Annotated in this window: 18 protein-coding genes and 3 pseudogenes; 8 read left to right on the top strand and 13 right to left on the bottom strand. The window is 35.9% G+C overall.

Features of this window, described 5'->3' with window-relative positions; all coding sequences use genetic code 11:
* Positions 1 to 94: pseudogene (locus OOZ15_RS05415) on the top strand (IS1595 family transposase); the annotation flags it as partial.
* On the opposite strand, the gene OOZ15_RS05420 reads toward OOZ15_RS05415, so the two are convergent.
* The 13 genes and pseudogenes from OOZ15_RS05420 to OOZ15_RS05475 all read right to left on the bottom strand — a co-directional run bounded on the left by OOZ15_RS05420 (position 95) and on the right by OOZ15_RS05475 (position 9,668).
* Entirely contained in the window at positions 95 to 364 is a 270-nt protein-coding gene (locus OOZ15_RS05420) for a hypothetical protein (protein WP_265954933.1), read from the bottom strand. It abuts the pseudogene before it with no gap.
* A 200-nt stretch (positions 365 to 564) separates the two neighbouring features.
* Entirely contained in the window at positions 565 to 1,140 is a 576-nt protein-coding gene (locus tag OOZ15_RS05425; RefSeq protein WP_265954934.1) for a competence protein CoiA family protein, read from the bottom strand.
* 87 nt (positions 1,141 to 1,227) lie between these two features.
* Positions 1,228 to 1,362: pseudogene (locus OOZ15_RS20425) on the bottom strand (competence protein CoiA family protein); the annotation flags it as partial.
* 3 nt (positions 1,363 to 1,365) lie between these two features.
* Entirely contained in the window at positions 1,366 to 1,947 is a 582-nt protein-coding gene (locus tag OOZ15_RS05430; RefSeq protein ID WP_265954935.1) for a hypothetical protein, read from the bottom strand.
* A 237-nt stretch (positions 1,948 to 2,184) separates the two neighbouring features.
* On the bottom strand, positions 2,185 to 3,054 hold the full coding sequence (locus OOZ15_RS05435) for a DUF5694 domain-containing protein (RefSeq protein ID WP_265954936.1): 870 nt from the start codon (positions 3,052 to 3,054) through the stop codon (positions 2,185 to 2,187).
* 245 nt (positions 3,055 to 3,299) lie between these two features.
* Positions 3,300 to 3,503 carry a hypothetical protein gene (locus OOZ15_RS05440; protein WP_265954937.1) on the bottom strand — a complete coding sequence of 68 codons (204 nt, stop codon included), beginning with the start codon at positions 3,501 to 3,503 and terminating at the stop codon, positions 3,300 to 3,302.
* A 221-nt stretch (positions 3,504 to 3,724) separates the two neighbouring features.
* Positions 3,725 to 4,087, bottom strand: coding sequence for a VOC family protein (locus tag OOZ15_RS05445; RefSeq protein WP_265954938.1), 363 nt, complete (start codon positions 4,085 to 4,087; stop codon positions 3,725 to 3,727).
* A gap of 462 nt (positions 4,088 to 4,549) precedes the next feature.
* Complete coding sequence (locus OOZ15_RS05450; protein ID WP_265954939.1) at positions 4,550 to 5,104, bottom strand: type 1 periplasmic binding fold superfamily protein; 555 nt, start codon at positions 5,102 to 5,104, stop codon at positions 4,550 to 4,552.
* Positions 5,105 to 5,122: 18 nt separating this feature from the next.
* On the bottom strand, positions 5,123 to 7,522 hold the full coding sequence (locus OOZ15_RS05455; RefSeq protein ID WP_265954940.1) for a TonB-dependent receptor: 2,400 nt from the start codon (positions 7,520 to 7,522) through the stop codon (positions 5,123 to 5,125).
* Positions 7,523 to 7,559: 37 nt separating this feature from the next.
* On the bottom strand, positions 7,560 to 7,889 hold the full coding sequence (locus tag OOZ15_RS05460) for a hypothetical protein (RefSeq protein ID WP_265954941.1): 330 nt from the start codon (positions 7,887 to 7,889) through the stop codon (positions 7,560 to 7,562).
* A gap of 433 nt (positions 7,890 to 8,322) precedes the next feature.
* Entirely contained in the window at positions 8,323 to 8,895 is a 573-nt protein-coding gene (locus tag OOZ15_RS05465) for an IS3 family transposase (RefSeq protein WP_265955222.1), read from the bottom strand.
* A 213-nt stretch (positions 8,896 to 9,108) separates the two neighbouring features.
* Entirely contained in the window at positions 9,109 to 9,285 is a 177-nt protein-coding gene (locus OOZ15_RS05470; RefSeq protein WP_265954942.1) for a hypothetical protein, read from the bottom strand.
* Between the two features lie 14 nt (positions 9,286 to 9,299).
* A complete protein-coding gene (locus OOZ15_RS05475) occupies positions 9,300 to 9,668 on the bottom strand; it encodes a hypothetical protein (protein ID WP_265954943.1) in 369 nt (122 codons plus the stop codon).
* A gap of 342 nt (positions 9,669 to 10,010) precedes the next feature.
* On the opposite strand from OOZ15_RS05475, the gene OOZ15_RS05480 reads away from it, so the two are divergent.
* From OOZ15_RS05480 to OOZ15_RS05505, 7 genes and pseudogenes are all read left to right on the top strand, one after another.
* Complete coding sequence (locus OOZ15_RS05480; RefSeq protein ID WP_265954944.1) at positions 10,011 to 11,432, top strand: serine hydrolase; 1,422 nt, start codon at positions 10,011 to 10,013, stop codon at positions 11,430 to 11,432.
* Between the two features lie 62 nt (positions 11,433 to 11,494).
* Positions 11,495 to 12,901, top strand: a complete 1,407-nt coding sequence (locus tag OOZ15_RS05485) for a serine hydrolase domain-containing protein (protein WP_265954945.1) — start codon at positions 11,495 to 11,497, stop codon at positions 12,899 to 12,901.
* A gap of 83 nt (positions 12,902 to 12,984) precedes the next feature.
* Positions 12,985 to 13,095 (top strand): annotated as a pseudogene (locus OOZ15_RS20520) (DUF4138 domain-containing protein); the annotation flags it as partial.
* 71 nt (positions 13,096 to 13,166) lie between these two features.
* The gene (locus OOZ15_RS05490) at positions 13,167 to 13,547 is read left to right on the top strand and encodes a GNAT family N-acetyltransferase (RefSeq protein ID WP_265954946.1); all 381 of its coding nucleotides are present in this window, start codon (positions 13,167 to 13,169) and stop codon (positions 13,545 to 13,547) included.
* The gene (locus OOZ15_RS05495; protein ID WP_265954947.1) at positions 13,534 to 13,764 is read left to right on the top strand and encodes a hypothetical protein; all 231 of its coding nucleotides are present in this window, start codon (positions 13,534 to 13,536) and stop codon (positions 13,762 to 13,764) included. Before OOZ15_RS05490 ends, OOZ15_RS05495 begins: the two co-directional genes overlap by 14 nt.
* A gap of 870 nt (positions 13,765 to 14,634) precedes the next feature.
* Complete coding sequence (locus OOZ15_RS05500) at positions 14,635 to 15,318, top strand: response regulator transcription factor (RefSeq protein ID WP_265954948.1); 684 nt, start codon at positions 14,635 to 14,637, stop codon at positions 15,316 to 15,318.
* Entirely contained in the window at positions 15,315 to 16,613 is a 1,299-nt protein-coding gene (locus OOZ15_RS05505) for a sensor histidine kinase (protein WP_265954949.1), read from the top strand. The genes OOZ15_RS05500 and OOZ15_RS05505 overlap by 4 nt, the downstream gene beginning before the upstream one ends.
* The last annotated feature ends 53 nt before the right edge of the window (positions 16,614 to 16,666 follow it).

Genomic DNA, 16,666 nt, shown 5'->3' on the forward strand with positions numbered 1-16,666 from the left:
TAGGTCACAAAGCAAGGAAACAATATTTAATAACCTTATTACCAAAATGGTCAATAGTGATGTTGTATATCAATCGAAATTGATAAGTAACTAACTACTGACCTCTATAAACCAAAATTGTTCCGATGCCAGCCGAATTTTTAAAGATTTTGTAGCTGTCTGAAATTCCTGTAATTCCTGCGGAACTAAGTTTGCTTTCGTTGTTTTCTTTTACAGTTGAAAGCTGTCCTTTGTATTGAAAACCGATGACCAATCCTGAAGACGGAAAAACTTTGTACTCGCTTTCCAATTCATTCTCCGATACTACAAAATATTTTATGTAGGGTTTTAGTGTGTCAGTCGGAAAATGTTTGTCAAATTTCATTCCTGCCTGTCGTTGGTGAAGGTTCTGTAAAATTGCATACAACGGGTTGCGGCTATGAAAAGTAGCGTGCAAGTACACGCAAACCTTTCCGAGTAGCCTTATTGGTTTAAAAATACAAAAAACTTCGGGTTAAGCCTTTAGTAGCTATTTTTTATAGCCGCTGTTGGGCGTTCGGCTTTTTAGTACGATGTTTCTATTTTTCAAAAACGTCTTCTTTTCACCATTCGTTCTTTTTTAGGGTCATAATAATAAGTCGGCTCTCTTCTTCTCATTACTATTTGAGGTTGTCGTGATGGTGTTTTTTGTTTTTGTTGTGTTTTTTCTTTCTCTGGGAATAATTGTCCTCTAATATGTGTTGTCTGAACAAAATCTTTTTTTCTAAATCCAACAACAATTGCTTGTGTTGCGACCCTTTGAGGTAATAGACACCATAAAGTATTTTTGATATTGTCTGTCGTGTCTGCCGATAAGCCAAGAAAGTCAAAAATTACAGGAACAGAACTGTCAATCCAATTTTTCGGGAAGACTTCATCAGGAAAATCCACGAAAAAAAAGCCTTGTTGGTTTGTTCGTTTAAAATTCTGTATTCCTTTCCGAAAGCGGGGATAATCTCTTTTCAAGCGAGTCCCGTCAACAACCCAAAGCATATTTTTGTAAAACCTTTCACGGGATATTTGTTCTTCAGGTTTTATGGCTGAATGTTGAAACTCTATGACAAGATTATGAGTTGTCCGAACGTCTGCTATATGTTTTTCTCCTGTTCGTTCATCAAACAATGTTATTTCCTGCCATTCCGAGGGATAGTTGTTTTTCCAATTACGATGCCATTCAGTTTCCGGCTCCCACCAACTGTCACAGGATTTAGTGCTACGGTGTGCCCAATGCCAAACTTTTTTATCGCCACATTTGGCAATAACAGGTTGAGAGCAATTAGGGCAAAGTCCTTGTTGCTTTGGTTGTGCTTCTACTCGCTTATTGTCAATTAGTGCAAAACGCATATTTTATAGATCGTCTATTGCTTTCGCTTTAATTATTTTGCCGTTGATTTTGTCAAAATACCCTAATCGTACAAAACATCTAACGACACTTTCGTGGTCGATTGACAATTGAATTTCGCCTTTGTCTGTTTGCCAAACAGAGTAGTATTTACAGTTGTCAAATTTAACTCTGTACATTTTGGTTTCATCGTCTCTTGGTTCTGGATAACTGTCAAATTTTTCCACAACATTTTTCGGTTCTCCATATTTTTCTGTCAACAATTCTTTTAGCTCAAAATAATTGCCTGAAAGAGTTGACCAAGTCTCACGTTCTGGGAAAATTACAGCTATCTTATGAACTAAATCCTTTTGGGTTAATGTTGAAACGCCTACATAACAATCTTTATAGCCCGCGAAATCACCGTTCAAAATCGCAGTTTTGTCTTCTGTTCCTAAATGTTTAAAACCGCTCTGTTTTATTTTAGAAACATATTCGTTAAGTGTTCCATCAATCGGAACTCCTTTGAAGGTAAGATGCTCTGATGTTTGAGCAAAAGTTAACGTTGTCGATAACGCAAGAATCAATGTCAAAAATAATGTCTTCATATCGTTGGTTTTATTAGATTCATTGTCTGTGAGTGTTCGCATATGCTGACGCCCAACTCGTTATATCAGCACTAAAATAGTGATTTACCCTTAAAATTACAGGATGACCACACTTTTCCGTTTTGTTATCTATTAATATAAATATACCTATAAAACAAATAACGGTCATAAAAGGCAGCTATAGGAGCCAATATTTTACAAATTATAGACTTGTGCAACTACCGTTGTTAGCCATAGTTATTTTTCAGTAATAATTTCTTTCAATTCCTTAATTTTCCAATCTCTGTTTTCTTTAACAAATAGTTCTATCATAGCCGTATGACTAGAGCCAGCCAAAACCATTACTCGTTCATCTGAAATGAAAGTATTTTTTTGAATCAATGACCACATATACAAATTCCTCTTGTACCATTCTGAAGTCAAGTAGACACCGTTAAATTCATCTGTAGAACCCGCCACGGGAAACATATTGATGTGTATGTCATTGGAGGCATATCTCATCTCTTTTGTGTTCATAGCAAACGTGAGCTCTTTAAGAGTAGTTCCAGATTCAATCATATTATCAAAATCTGCTGTAAATTGAGCAATAGATTTTTCGATTCGCTCTTTGAGTTTAATTTGATTGTTTGATTTAATATCATTCATAACCTCTTGATAAGGGAATCCCGTTTCAAGGTAATCTATTCCATAAACTTTGTCCAAATTATTCTGTTTTGCAACCCTAAATGCTAATTGAAAGATTTCGTTTTTTAGATAAAAATCAGAAAGACTGTCATTGGTGAAATATTTATTTTCTTTATACAATTGATAAAGAGAATCTAATTCATTTTGTTCGTTGTATGGCCATTCCACGAATACTTTGGTAGGATTGTATTTTTTGATACTTGAAGAAATCTGTTCTAATTCAAGTTGTGACTTCTCACTTAAAATATCGAATGATTTAGTTTTTGCTACATCAGCACCCGGGTTGTTGTAGTGAAAAGTTCCTATAAGAAGAATTTCCTTTTTTTGGTCTAAAATAGTGGTTGTTGTATTTTCAGTCTTATATTTCTCTTTACAACCAATTAGAATACTTATTAATAAAATTGAAATTAATCTGATTTTCATTGTTTCTTAATTATGGCTAACTTGTTATATAAACACTAAAATACATTTTTACCCCTTAAACCTACCTATCGGCAGGCAAGATTTCGGGGATAACAAAGCTTTTTGTTCTCTTTTAATCTTTTATTTTGTCATAAATATAAAAGGAAATTACGCCTAGTCTATACGAATATCTTCCCCCTTCCCTCAAAGAAACAGAATTGCTAGTATCTTTCATTATGATTTCCCGTATGACAAAATAAAACCGTCTATATCAGCCCTTTCTTGGTTAAGACCACAAACAACTGTATAGTAGTTCTAACCTTATACTGCTTACGTAGTTTTGCCAGTAGTTTTTCAATACTGCTTAAAGAAACGGAAGAATACCCTTTTTTTATGAGCCATTCGCTAACCTCCCTTTGGGTATAACCCCTTGCAAGCATTGCTATTATTTTGTGTTCTTTTTTATTCATAATATATTCTCATTACTTAATTATCCTAATTACCTTGTTTTAACTCTTCTTGAAACACTGTATAGCCTCAAAAGATTGATTTTAACCCTTTTCTTAGAGTCCAATTATTAGTACGTAAAAAACAAAACCGTCTTATAAGACGGCTATGGAAGTCAATATTATATAATTTATGGGCTTGTGCAATCGGTTACTATTGTTGTGGCACGTTTTAATTCATTTTTTTATATGTCTTCCACAATGAATATTGCATTTTTGTTAAGGTCATAAAATCCAAATTCATTTGTATTCCAAGATGTATTTAACTTCAATTTTTCTTGCTTCACTGTTCCTCTATCTAAAAATTCTTCGAAAATCGGTTGCAGGTTCTTTACAAAAATCTTAATGACCGAACCACCAAGTAAAGGGTCATCTTCTGTGTCAGCGTGCCATTGTAGATGTATGCATAAATTTTTTCTTCTCATTACAGCATACATATTGTCTTTGTGCAATAGTTGAAAACCCAAGTATTTTTCATACCAGCTAACATCTCTCTCAATATCTTGACTTGGTAGTACAGGTGAGATTTCTATTAATTTAGTTTCCATAAAGTTCAGGTTTAATGCGCTACAACTCGTTATATCAATCTAAATATAATGATTTAACAGAGTTATTTTCCGAACATCAGTACTTTTTGTTCCTGATTATAATTTTATACGGGGCTTTTTCCCCTTCCCCCAAAGGAACCAAATTGCCCGCATATTTCATTACGGGTTACCTTATGGAGAAATTAACTCTCCAAATATTATGAATCCTTATCTTGGGTGGTGTGAGAGGCACGCTCCGTCATTTAATGGCAGAGCCATCCTCTCCAATTGTAAGCAGGCTTTTTTCGTACAGTTTGGTCTTCAGCATTGGCTTGATCGAATTGCTAATGTGTATGACTCTGGGCGTTGGCGATATTCTGCTAAATACTTTCTATGCACTTCTCTTAAATAAAATTAATGCCCTAAACAACAAAAGTCGTGTAGGGCATCATCTTGTAGAAAACAAAGTATATTTGGCTAACTCTATTCTACCATAACATTAAAGGTGGCTTCAATATCTGTTTCTCCACCTGCATCTCCAAGACCTGTATTTGGTTTAGTAGGTTCGTGACGCAATGTAAAGGTTAGTGTTCCAGAACTGACAGCACCTGCTGTGAGCGTAAATTCTGTGCCCAAGGGATTTTCTTCACTGTCAAAGTTGCTATAGGCCGTTGTTACGTCCAAACCGCCACCTGATGTATAGAAAAATTGGTGGTCTAAACTTTCTTCTTCTACTTCTTCGGTAATGTTTTCGGCAGGGCTTTCGGTTTCGTTAAGCAGAACGATGGTACCATTATATGTAACTCCAGCTGCCAAATTCCCTGAAACTGTAACAACAGGTGCGTCTGGACCATCACCGTCCAAATCACGGGTCTGTAAAGTAATGGCTGTCCCACCGCCATCAGGCGTAAGGGTTGCTGTCATCGTAGTAATCACCTCTTCTTCATTTACTGGCTCTGGCGTATCGTCGTCATTTGAGCAGGATGCAAATAATAGTGTTGCAAATAATACTGTACTTAAAAATTTTACTTTCTTCATTTGGTTTTGTTTTAGAAATTAATAATTGATTTTAACATTTAATAAAAAGTTTCTGCCCAAATCGTCTGCATAATAGCGCAAACGGTTTAGGTAATTTCGGTAGGAAGTGTTCAATAAGTTGGTAATTACAAATCCCACAGTTAGTGTTGATTTTTTTGTAACTTTAAAATCGATGTTTGAATTAAAATTCAGTAAATGGTAGTCGTTTGGTGGCGTACTAACGTCCACCGTTTCCATTGTTTCTGTTTCTGGAATGAATACTTCAAAATTATTATCGGGATATTCATTTTGTCGAAAGTTGTATTCGCTCTGTAATGACAAGCGGATATTATTGAATTCCGGATTTTGATATACGATTTCGTTCTTCGTATTTACAGGTGGCATACTTATTAATGGCTCATCTCTGGTGCGGTCGTAGCCCTTAACCAAAGAAAACTGATGGTTAAAGTGCAAGTTTTCAGCAAAATTATACGATGCGTCAACATCTATGCCCAACAATCTCGCGTTGGTCTGCCTATATTCCCAAACTTGAAAATTGCCTCTTACAGTTTGCTGAATCTCTGTAGGTTCAATAACGATAAAGTCTGAAATGGTATTGATATATGGATTTACGGAAAAACTGAAGATATCATTATCACGTTGAAATGTTAATGACATTTTATGACCAATTTCTGATTTGAAACGCAAATCGCCCAGCTCTATTCGGGAAGCTGAATGGTGTAAACCCTCACTAAAAAGTTCTGAAGGATTTGGCGCTCGTGAAGCAATTGAGTAGTTGAAAAACAGTTTATAATCATTACCAAAAGAGTAGGTAGCTCCTAACGTTGCTGAACTATTATAAAAATTTAATTGTGGATTTGTCAAAATCTGATTGTCCAGTTCTTCAACCACTATTTCTGGAAACAGTTCGTCATAATTACGTGATTCCCAAAAGGATGTTCGGTAAAACTTGAAAACGTCCATATAGGCGTAATCAAAACGGCCTCCTGCTTCAAGAAGCCATTGGTCATTCAATCGGTAATCTGCTATGGCGTATATTCCCAAGTCATATTTATCATAATCTGGTATCAATCTGCGAACTCCGGTATTTGGGTCTGCAAAGTTGTTTTGATATCTTGCCGTTACACCAGCTTTTAGACTTATTGCATCGGTCAAATGGGAATCTAAATCCAGCATAAGGGTATGAGTGTCCAGTTGCAAGTCTAATGAAGCGTTGTCTCTGTCTGCACCGCGCCTGATATCGAATTCCAAACGATTGTTCCTTTGAAAATCATATTGTAAACTCAATTTTCCAAAACTGTCAAATCTTTTGAAAGCTTTTATTCTTGCCAAATGATGGATTACATCTTGTTTGGGCGCATTGATTTGATATGTAAAGTCGTTGATGATTAATGGTCTGTCACTATTTATGGCTCGAATTTGGTCTTGTGCACCACCCAAATGAGAAGCCCTTAAAATACCGATTTCATTTTTAAAGAGTGAGTAATATGCCTCTAAACCATAGTTGAAACGGTTAAGACCCACGTGTAAAGAAGCATTACGTTCAAAAATGCCTGTGTTGCTCAGGACATAATCCGGTGCTTCAAAATCGCCAAAGCGTTTCAACGTGCCCTGTGCCGTTGCATACCATCCACTTTGATAACTTTTGGTCAATTGGGATGTGAGGGAAGAACCACGCCCATTTGTTGCTATTGTAAATAAAGTCTTGCCGTAGAGGCTATCTTTTACAGGAACTTTCGAAGCTTCGGCTACAATTACGCCACCCACGGCATCGCCACTATATTGCAACGCACCAGCGCCTTTTATTAACGTAAGGTTGCCGACCGAATTGATATCTACATTTGGGGCGTGTTCAGCTCCCCATTCTTGGTCCTCCATTCGAACCCCATTATTTATAATAACTACACGACTGCTATGAAGACCATTAATCAATGGTTTTATAACGGTATTACCCGTGTTTAAGGAAGAAACACCGCTCAAACTGTTTAGGGCATCACCGAGAGAACCGCTACTGAAACGTTCCAATTCTTCTTTAGAAATATTGTTTTCAAGTATTGTTTTGGATTTGTCGCTGTAGGCTTTTCCTTCAACCGAAATTTGGTTGAGCTCCTCTAAATGATGCTCCAGTTTAAAGTTTTTGGTGGTATTACCAGATAGTTTGACCGTAAACCCTTTCGTTAAGCAATATGGATGTGACACCTGTATGTGATAGGTATCATTACATAAGTTTTTAATGGTAAATTTTCCGTTAAAATCAGTCTCTACAGCTTGTTCAGTACCTGCAACAATAAGAGTTGTTCCAATAAGCAATGAGCCGTCGTGAAGGTCTGTGACAGTACCAGAAAGTGTGTTGTTACAATTTTGTGATATAGATGGAATACTGCACAATAGCAGTATCAATAGAGCGTACTTGCGCATATAATTTCTTAATTAACATTAGAAAACTATTTGTCGATTAAGAAAAAATAGGTGGTGCGCGAAGCTGGGTGTTGGTTATTTTAATGGAATGAAACTGTAAAGAAGCAAAGTCTACATTAATCTTTACAGGAATTTTTGGTAGTAATAAGTCAGGATATTTGGCTATATCGTAGTTGAAAGACACAAGATGAAAATCACATGTATCACATTTGGTAATGGATTTATGAATGTGTGAGGTCTTTTCAGAACAAGTGATATGTTCGTGACCTTCGAACATATGAAAAAACTGAATGGCAGTGGGTAACATTAAAGCTGCAAAGAGCAATAATGCTACTATATTTTTACCAATCTGTTTTTTATACTCCATTGTTCTTTTCTGATAACCAAAACGCAAAAATAAAGAAATATTGTGGAATTTACGTAATAACTGTGAGTTGAATTGCAATATCTTGATTTCAGTCTCATTTTGAAGTTGTGGGCGAGGGATTACTTTTAGCTCTTTTGTTTTTTTGGCTTTGACTTTTGCGTGGGGAAAAACAAATGTGCTAAAATGAGCGGTGGGCTTTTTCAGCTTGTGGTTAACTCGTTATATCATTCCAAATATAATAACTTAACGGCGGACATCAGTACTTTTTAGGTTTCTTTATAAATTCAAAAACTGATATAAATATAAACCAAAATCTCCCGATTATCTGAGGGGGGGCCTTTTTCAAAAGAAGTAAATTATGGAAACCCATAACCCCATAAAACAAAAATGCCAACCTCATTGGACTGGCAATATCATATAAGTGTAGCTTATTTCATTCAGAAATCACCAGCATCTTAAACTCTTTTTCTGCTTTTTCCATGATAAACCCCTGTTTTTTTGAGACATGTTTATGAGTTTTCTCAAATCCCAAAGAACTTGTGTGCAGATTGAATTCTGTCTTTATAATACCATTTATGCGTTCGGCTATGGCATTTTCATATGGATCACCGTTTTCTGTCATGCTTATGGCAATCTTGTTCTTGAGCAATAACCCGACGTATTGAGGGGAACAGTATTGAGAGCCCCTATCGGAGTGGTGTATCATCGACTCTTTATACATTCTATTGTTAAGGGCCATTTGCAAAGCATCTATACAGCCCTGTGCCGTTAGGTCCATTCTAAAACTATAACCCATTATTTTTCTTGAATAAGCATCTGTTATTAAACTTAAATAGCCCCATTGATCAGCTATCCTGATATAGGTAATGTCACTGACCCAAACTTGCTCTGGCCGAATTATAGAAATATTTTTGATTAAATTTCCATACTTTTTTATCCAATGCCTTGAATTGGTAGTTATAGCCTTACGTTTTCGTTGTCTTACCAATAAATTGTGATCCGACAGTAAATGGAACTATGGTTATACCATGAGACAAAAGCCTGTCTTGTAAAACATGGTGCAGTTTACAGGTGCCCAACCGGGCAGGTCCTTCCTAATATCAATAACTTCCTGAAGGATGATATCCTCTTTGACTAAATTGCGCTCTTTCCGCAGATGGCATCATAGTAGGCATGCCTTGTTTTGCCAAACGACCGGCACAACAGACCTATTCCTTGCTTAGGGAAGTCCTGTTTCATCTTTAAGACTGTTTGGCACCAGATTTTTTCTGATATCGATCTTGAGCTGTTCTTCGGTCACGTCAATCAGTGTGTTCAAGGCCTTGATCTTTAGTTCAGCCTCTTGTAAGGCTTTCTCCAAGGCCTCTTTGTCTGGTGATGGTTGTTGCTTTGCCATTGGAGGTTGTGTTTCTATAAAAGATTAACTTTTTCTTTCTTAAAACGCAACAGCCAAGTCCTAATGGTTTTTTCTGTCTTGATACCGTAAGCTATTTGAGCTTCTTTAATAGTCATTCGACCTTGCTCTATACCTGTAACAATGGTACGCTTTTGAAGATTGGTATAGCTTTTTCTTTTTAGGTTCTGGTGGTAATGTTCTGATCCGTATCGCTGCATCCAGCTAGCTAATGAACTCTTGCCTAGTCCATAAATCCGGTTGGCTTCCTTCCTTGGCAAACCCTCTTCAACTTCTTTGACAGTCTTTAAAATCAGTCGCTTATCATAACGCCCATTTTTGCTCGAACGATCAAAGTAGTTTTCTTGTTGACTTTTTGTTTGCATACACTTGTTTTGTATATAGCTATTTCAGGACAAGACACAGTTATAAAACCATAACCAAGCGTCCGGAATATAGTGTGTTGGATATGTAGGATGATTTTATTCCAAATGAGGGCGGCTTTGAATGATATATTTAATGGTATAATTGAAAATTACAACTAAAACCCCGCCAACGATAAAAGCGAAGCCTGTTGCCCCACCTTTCAGCTTTCCGTTAAACATACGGTCAAATAATAGGTAAATCACGACACATCTAAAAAGCCCGCTAGACGATTTGCAGTTAATTATAAAATGTAACATTCAAGAACTTTATTCGTCCTTAAAAGAAAGGAATATTAAAAAATCATGAATACAAAAATTAAATGTCTCTCTTTATTCATCTTTTCTATATTATTCACAAATTGTAGGACAGAACAAAAACAAGAGGTAAAAAACGTATACAAACATTACCAAACTATTGATTCACTTATATCAAATTGCCACAATATTGGAATTTTCAATGGCAATGCAATAGTTTCAATAAAAGACACAACTGTTTATAACAAATCCTTTGGCTATATAGATGGTTCGGGTTCCGAAAAAATAGATAGCTCTTCTATTTATAGCATTGGCTCAATTGCAAAAGAATTCAATGCGATTTCTATAATGATTTTAGCCGAAAAGCAGCTTCTTGACATTAACGATTCCATTGATAAATTTAATCTTGGATTACCTGAATGGTCTAAACAAATAAAAATTAAACACCTTTTGTCCTACTCGTCAGGATTGCCCGGAATCGATTATGAAAATTCACATAATAACAAGGATGTTTATAATAATTTAAAATCACTACAAAAACTAGACTTTGAGCCTGGAACGAGCTATAATTATAATAACAACAGTATTTTTCTGCAGCGACGAATAATAGAAAAAGTATCAGGTCAAAAATTTGAGGATTTCGTAACTGAAAATATTATAAAACCGCTAGAACTTAAAAGTGCTGTTTTTGACCCAGATTCAAGCAACAAACATCTGGTTAAGGCATTTAATAATGAAAATAAAAATGATAAAACAGAAAGAAGTCCAATTACCGGCTGGGTACACTTATCGAATAGCGATTTACATAACTATTTGATTTCCCTACATAGTGGTAAAATAATATCGAAAGAATCACTTCTTATTCTTGCCCATACTAATTTTCAAGGAAAGCAATCCTCATTGGGTCGTTGTGAATTAAATGACAATCAAATTATAACACATTACCATCAAGGGTCATCCTACAACTTTGAGGCGTTGCTATATGCTAATTCAACATTGGGGTTATCCATAACAATGACAACTAATAACAAAAACTTTAAACTCGGGGAAATTGCAGATGCCATTGAAAATATCATACAGGACAAACCATTTGAAATGCCTAAAAAGTCCGTTTATTTAACAATCCGTGAAAAATGTTATGACAATGTGGATGAAGGAATTAGCTATTATTACGAATTAAAAAATCAATTTCCTGACGACTATAATTTCTCAAACCCATCTGAATTAGCCAGAGTTGGATATAAGCTGATTGAAAAAGACCAGATTAAAGACGCTATTAAGATTTTTAAACTTCTAGTAAAAGAATTTCCAGATGAACCCTATGCCTATGATAGTTTAGGAGAAGCATATTTTATAGATAAACAATACGATTTGGCATTATCCAATTACAAAAAGGCCATAGCGCTAGGTGGCACCAACGGGAATGCGAAAAAAATGGTGGATGAAATAGAAAAAGTAAAGGGTAAATAACTGGCTACAGCATTCATCAATTCAATCTGTCATTAAAACAAAAATTAATCAAAGTTCATCAAATGAAAGCAACCATATTCCTTACAACTTTAATTGTCTTTTTAACCCAAATCAGCATTGCACAAAATTTTAACCACGCCAAATTAGACAATTATTTTGACGCCCTTGAAACTAATGACCTGTTTATGGGAAGTGTTGCCGTTTCCCAAAACGGAGAAATCATTTATACGAAATCCGTAGGGTTTTCGGATTTCGAAAATAAAGTTAAGGCCAATGAGAACTCTAAGTACAGAATTGGGTCAATTACCAAAACGTTTACCTCAGTCTTAACACTGAAAGCAGTTGAGGGGAAAAAACTTACCCTGGACCAAACCATTGAGAACTATTTCCCCACCATCAAAAATTCGAATAAAATCACCATAAAACATTTGCTTAGTCATCGGAGCGGAATACATAATTTCACTAGTAATGAAAATTATCGAACCTGGGATAGACAAAGCAAAACGGAAAGGGAAATGGTCGAAATCATTACTAAAGGAGGTAGTGATTTTGAGCCTGGAAGTAAAACAGTGTATAGTAATTCAAATTATGTTTTACTGACCTACATTTTGGAAAAAACATTTAAAAAGCCTTATTCAGCGCTTTTAAAAACTTACATCACAGAACCTGTTGGGTTAAAAAGCACCTTTTTTGGCAAAAAAATCAATACGGATAACAATGAATGTAAATCTTATAAGTTTGTCGATAATTGGAAGGCGGAATCGGAAACGGATATTTCCATTCCTCTGGGCGCGGGCGGAATCGTATCGACATCAAAGGATCTGGTAAAATTCAGTGATGCTTTGTTTAACGGAAAGCTCCTGAGTGCTAAAAGTCTGGAATTAATGAAAACTTATAGTTTAGGGCTTTTTCAGGGGAAACTCAATAATAAAACCAGTTTTGGGCACAATGGGGCGATTGATGCTTTTACTTCTTTATTCAGTTATTTTCCCGAAGAGAGCATTTCCTTTGCCTTGACATCAAACGGAAAAAACTATGATAATATCGATATACTGAAAACGGTATTAAATGCTATTTACAGTAAGTCTTATGAAGTACCTAAAAAATCCATTTACTTGGAAATAAGTGGGAAAGTTATCCAGGACGTATCGATAGGTATTGAATCTTACCTTTCATTGAAAAAAGAACACCCTGACGAATATGATTTTGACAACTCCAACGAACTGAACAGACTTGGTTATGTCTTGTTAGAATTAGACAAAAATCAATCCGCTATCGAAATTTTTAAATTAGCTACGACTGAATTTCTAGAAAATGCAAACTTATTTGACAGTCTGGGAGAAGCATATTTTATAGACAAACAATACGATTTGGCATTATCCAATTACAAAAAGGCCATAGTGCTAGGCGGCACCAACGGGAATGCGAAAAAAATGGTGGATAAAATTGAAAAAGTAAAGGGTAAATAACTGGCCTTTATTCATACTCCTTATATTTTAAGGTTACATAGCCTTCACGACAACTTTTAAGAAGACTATATTTTAATAACTAATCATATCGGTTTGTGTATCTTCTGTCTAATCTTGTGTTGGAGGATAAGGAAAAGTTACAGTTGGAATTGCAGGAGTTGGATGGGAGTAGGAAAATTACCTTAAAGCATTAATTCCTTTTCATTACATTTAATTTATATTCTGAGATTAAACTATATCTGCAATAGTCGTTAATATTCAATGTATGCTAAAATGTAATCTACATCCAAATAAAAAACATCTTGATTGTATAGAGCGATGGTTAATTGATGAAAAGGATACAACTAATCAAGGGTTTTATTGTAATTGGAATATAATCTTACAGGCATTTGCAGAAAAAAGAATGAGTGTAATTACAGATAATAATGCTATCGGATTTGTGGTTTATCAAATGTATGATTTTATGGCTGTGATTGATATTATCGAAATAAAACCATCTGAACGAGAAAAAGGCTTTGCTAAGAAGTTAATTAAAGAAACTTTGCGGTTTTTCAAGTCAAAAGGAGTATTAGTTGTACAATTATTTTGTTCGCCTGAAAATTCTGAACCATTTTGGAAAAAAAATTGGCTTTTTGAATTTTCCTGAAATTCCCCATCAATCAAGGATTAATATGTATAATCCTCTTATTGATACGGCGGCTCCTTCCCACAAAGAAAATACAGAATCAGTAATCAGGCTATGGAACTGTGAACCCTATCAAGCAAGAGGTGTTAAACCAAAATGGAGGTGGGAGTTAAGTTTCTTAGAGGATGAAAAAACATTGACTAAACCAATAATATTCCCAGTTTATAGGGATTGGTAAATTGAATTAACCCTACCTGATAGAAATAATATATTAGACAAAATCAAATATTGTGGAATAGATTTGGCTGACTATGGCGGTTTTATGGTAATCCGGCATATCAATATTTGAAAAAACTTCTGTTCCTCTTTAATACAAAAAACTTTACTGAAGCTTTAATTTTCCTCAAATATTTATCAATTTAAACCATTTTACTTTAAATAAAATGAAAAGGGGTAAATGTTTTACCTGAGCAGACTTTAGGGTATTAAAAAAGGGCTTCAATCTCTTGAAACCCTTGTCATTGCTAGTAGCGGGGACTGGACTCGAACCAGCGTCCGCCTTTGGGCGGATATGAGCCCTCCTTATATATTTTGTCACAAACCCTTTTAAAAACAAAAAAGAGTGACCATTTCTGATTACTCTTTCTTTAGTAGCCTTGACAGAACAATTTTCGAATCATTTTATTGATGATTTAAAAAAACTAACAAATGAAAATGATAGCTAAACATTGATTATTAACATATTACAAACAAAAAAGTAATAATTGATTAAAAATCAAATCAAGCCTAAAGCTTCGGTTCGAACTTTTTCAAAACCATACTTCTATTGTCTGTTGAAAATTTTAATATATCGTTAGACTCTTCAATAATCCATTGATCTTTATCAATTAATTCCTTTAGTATATTTTGTTACTCCTGTGTTAATAGAGAATCTATATTTCTATTTTCTGTTAAAAGTAAACCAAAAGAATATACTACTATACTACTCATCGAATGGGACAGGTATAGCCGAAAAGCTTCAGGTACTTATTTCAAAAGGAATGTAATAACCAATCACTAAAGTCTTACCAGTATTTCTACAAAATTAATTACGTACTTTGTTTCCATTATGAAACTGTTGATTGTAGAAGACGAACCGGAATTACTTCACAGCCTGGAAGAATTTGCGTCCAAGGAAGACTTTATGTACGATTCCGCTGCAGGATACCAGTCGGCTATGGAACGTATTTCGCTCTACGATTACGACTGTATTATCCTCGACATCAATCTTCCTGATGGGAATGGTTTCGATTTGCTGAAAATCCTTCACCACGAAGGTAAGACAGATGGTGTGATCATACTTTCTGCCCGCCATTCCTTGGATGATAAGTTAAAAGGATTGGAGCTCGGAGCCGACGATTACCTCACCAAGCCGTTCTATTTTTCGGAACTCAATGCCCGGATCAAGGCCATTATCCGAAGAAAACAGTTTAAAACCAGTAATGTTGTTCGTTTTGCCAACTTGGTGATCGACCCGGATCAATATCTGGCAGGTATCGATGACCTCAAAAAACCCATCTCCCTCACCAAAAAGGAATATGCCATTCTTGCCCACTTGGTCAGTAACCATAAACGGGTCATCACAAAAGTAGCCCTGGCCGAATATATCTGGGGGGACTATGTGGACGAAGCACAGAGTTTTGATTTTCTTTTTTCCCAGATCAGGAACTTAAAACGCAAATTAAAAAAAGCCGGTGCCCAAGTGGAAATCCATAATATCTACGGGGTAGGATACCAAATCAAATCGATATGAAGCTGCTTACCTATACTTCCCGTATTCAACTTGTTCTCTTCCTGATCCTCTTTGGAATCTTTTCGGTGCTGTTCTTCCTGGTATTGAGTTGGAATGTCCTCCAAAATGTAGATGAGGTATTGTTTAACCGGAAAATGAACCTTTTAGCGTACCTGGAGGAAAATCCCCGGGCGCCCTTTGCGGAAGACAACCCTCTGGACGATTTTACTTTTTATCCCATAGATCAGGAAACCTTTCAAAAAGGAAAGGAGGTATATACAGACACCCTCGTTTACGAACCGGTAGATGACGAACTGGACGAATACCGTAAACTCAGCACCTATGTAAAACTACATGGAAACTATTACAGGCTGGAGATTGTAAAACCCCATCTGGAAGTAACGGAAATAATAAGTACCATCGCCATTACCCTGGGAGGATTGCTCCTGGGAATGACTTTGTGTTACTATTTGTCGCAACGCTTTATATCCAAAAAGATATGGAACCCTTTCTATGAAATGCTGCAGAAATTGAGGCATTATCGGCTGGATAAACAGCAAATACCTGTCCTCTCCCCTTCCCGAATTGATGAATTTCAAACCCTTCGGGATGCAATCACAGAACTGATGCAAAAAAACAAAGAAGTATTTGACAGCCAAAAACAGTTTATCGAAAATGCTTCCCATGAAATGCAGACACCACTATCGGTTATCCAGTCCCAATTGGAAACATTGATCGGACAAGCCGGTCTTACCAAAAAGCAGGCTTCCATCATAGAAGGTATCATCGGCTCTACGCAACGATTAAAAAAACTAAACAAAACCCTCCTGCTTTTGTCCAAAATTGAGAACAGGCAATTTCTTTTGGGAGATAAGATCAATATCCGTGAAATTATTGATCGGTTACTTGAATTTTACGACGAACAAAAAGCAGCGCTGAAAATTGACGTTACGATTGAACCACACAATGATCCTATCGTGCAGGGAAATACCATACTTACTGAAATCTTGGTTCAGAACCTCCTTAAAAATGCGTTTCTGCATAATATCCAGGACGGAACGATAATCATTTCCTTAACACAGGATACCATGACCATTGCCAACACAGGTCCAACAGAGTCAAAATCGGACAAAATGCCAACAATGGAGAAAGAAAAACTTTTCAACCGTTTTTACAAGCAGTCCGGTAACCCTGACACTTGGGGACTCGGATTGGCCATTGTCCGGAAAATAGCACAGGTCAGTGACTGGAAGGTAAGCTATCATCAACAAAAAGAATTACATGTATTTACAGTATATTTTGAAAGTACTTCTTAGGAACCTAAAACCTTTAAATCTGAAAGCCTTTGGGTTTTTCTTCCCAACTTTCT

Origin of the sequence: Galbibacter kalidii (assembly GCF_026241135.1) — a bacterium.
Classification (GTDB): Bacteria; Bacteroidota; Bacteroidia; order Flavobacteriales; family Flavobacteriaceae; genus Galbibacter.

Bases quoted from the DNA above. Each gene is read 5' to 3' on its own strand.
- OOZ15_RS05480 (WP_265954944.1), top strand. From the start codon at position 10,011: ATGAATACAAAAATTAAATGTCTCTCTTTATTCATCTTTTCTATATTA.
- OOZ15_RS05500 (WP_265954948.1), top strand. From the start codon at position 14,635: ATGAAACTGTTGATTGTAGAAGACGAACCGGAATTACTTCACAGCCTG.
- OOZ15_RS05445 (WP_265954938.1), bottom strand. From the start codon at position 4,087: ATGGAAACTAAATTAATAGAAATCTCACCTGTACTACCAAGTCAAGAT.
- OOZ15_RS05430 (WP_265954935.1), bottom strand. From the start codon at position 1,947: ATGAAGACATTATTTTTGACATTGATTCTTGCGTTATCGACAACGTTA.
- OOZ15_RS05450 (WP_265954939.1), bottom strand. From the start codon at position 5,104: ATGAAGAAAGTAAAATTTTTAAGTACAGTATTATTTGCAACACTATTA.
- OOZ15_RS05470 (WP_265954942.1), bottom strand. From the start codon at position 9,285: ATGGCAAAGCAACAACCATCACCAGACAAAGAGGCCTTGGAGAAAGCC.
- OOZ15_RS05490 (WP_265954946.1), top strand. From the start codon at position 13,167: ATGCTAAAATGTAATCTACATCCAAATAAAAAACATCTTGATTGTATA.
- OOZ15_RS05455 (WP_265954940.1), bottom strand. From the start codon at position 7,522: ATGCGCAAGTACGCTCTATTGATACTGCTATTGTGCAGTATTCCATCT.
- OOZ15_RS05420 (WP_265954933.1), bottom strand. From the start codon at position 364: ATGAAATTTGACAAACATTTTCCGACTGACACACTAAAACCCTACATA.
- OOZ15_RS05505 (WP_265954949.1), top strand. From the start codon at position 15,315: ATGAAGCTGCTTACCTATACTTCCCGTATTCAACTTGTTCTCTTCCTG.
- OOZ15_RS05460 (WP_265954941.1), bottom strand. From the start codon at position 7,889: ATGGAGTATAAAAAACAGATTGGTAAAAATATAGTAGCATTATTGCTC.
- OOZ15_RS05435 (WP_265954936.1), bottom strand. From the start codon at position 3,054: ATGAAAATCAGATTAATTTCAATTTTATTAATAAGTATTCTAATTGGT.
- OOZ15_RS05440 (WP_265954937.1), bottom strand. From the start codon at position 3,503: ATGAATAAAAAAGAACACAAAATAATAGCAATGCTTGCAAGGGGTTAT.
- OOZ15_RS05485 (WP_265954945.1), top strand. From the start codon at position 11,495: ATGAAAGCAACCATATTCCTTACAACTTTAATTGTCTTTTTAACCCAA.
- OOZ15_RS05475 (WP_265954943.1), bottom strand. From the start codon at position 9,668: ATGCAAACAAAAAGTCAACAAGAAAACTACTTTGATCGTTCGAGCAAA.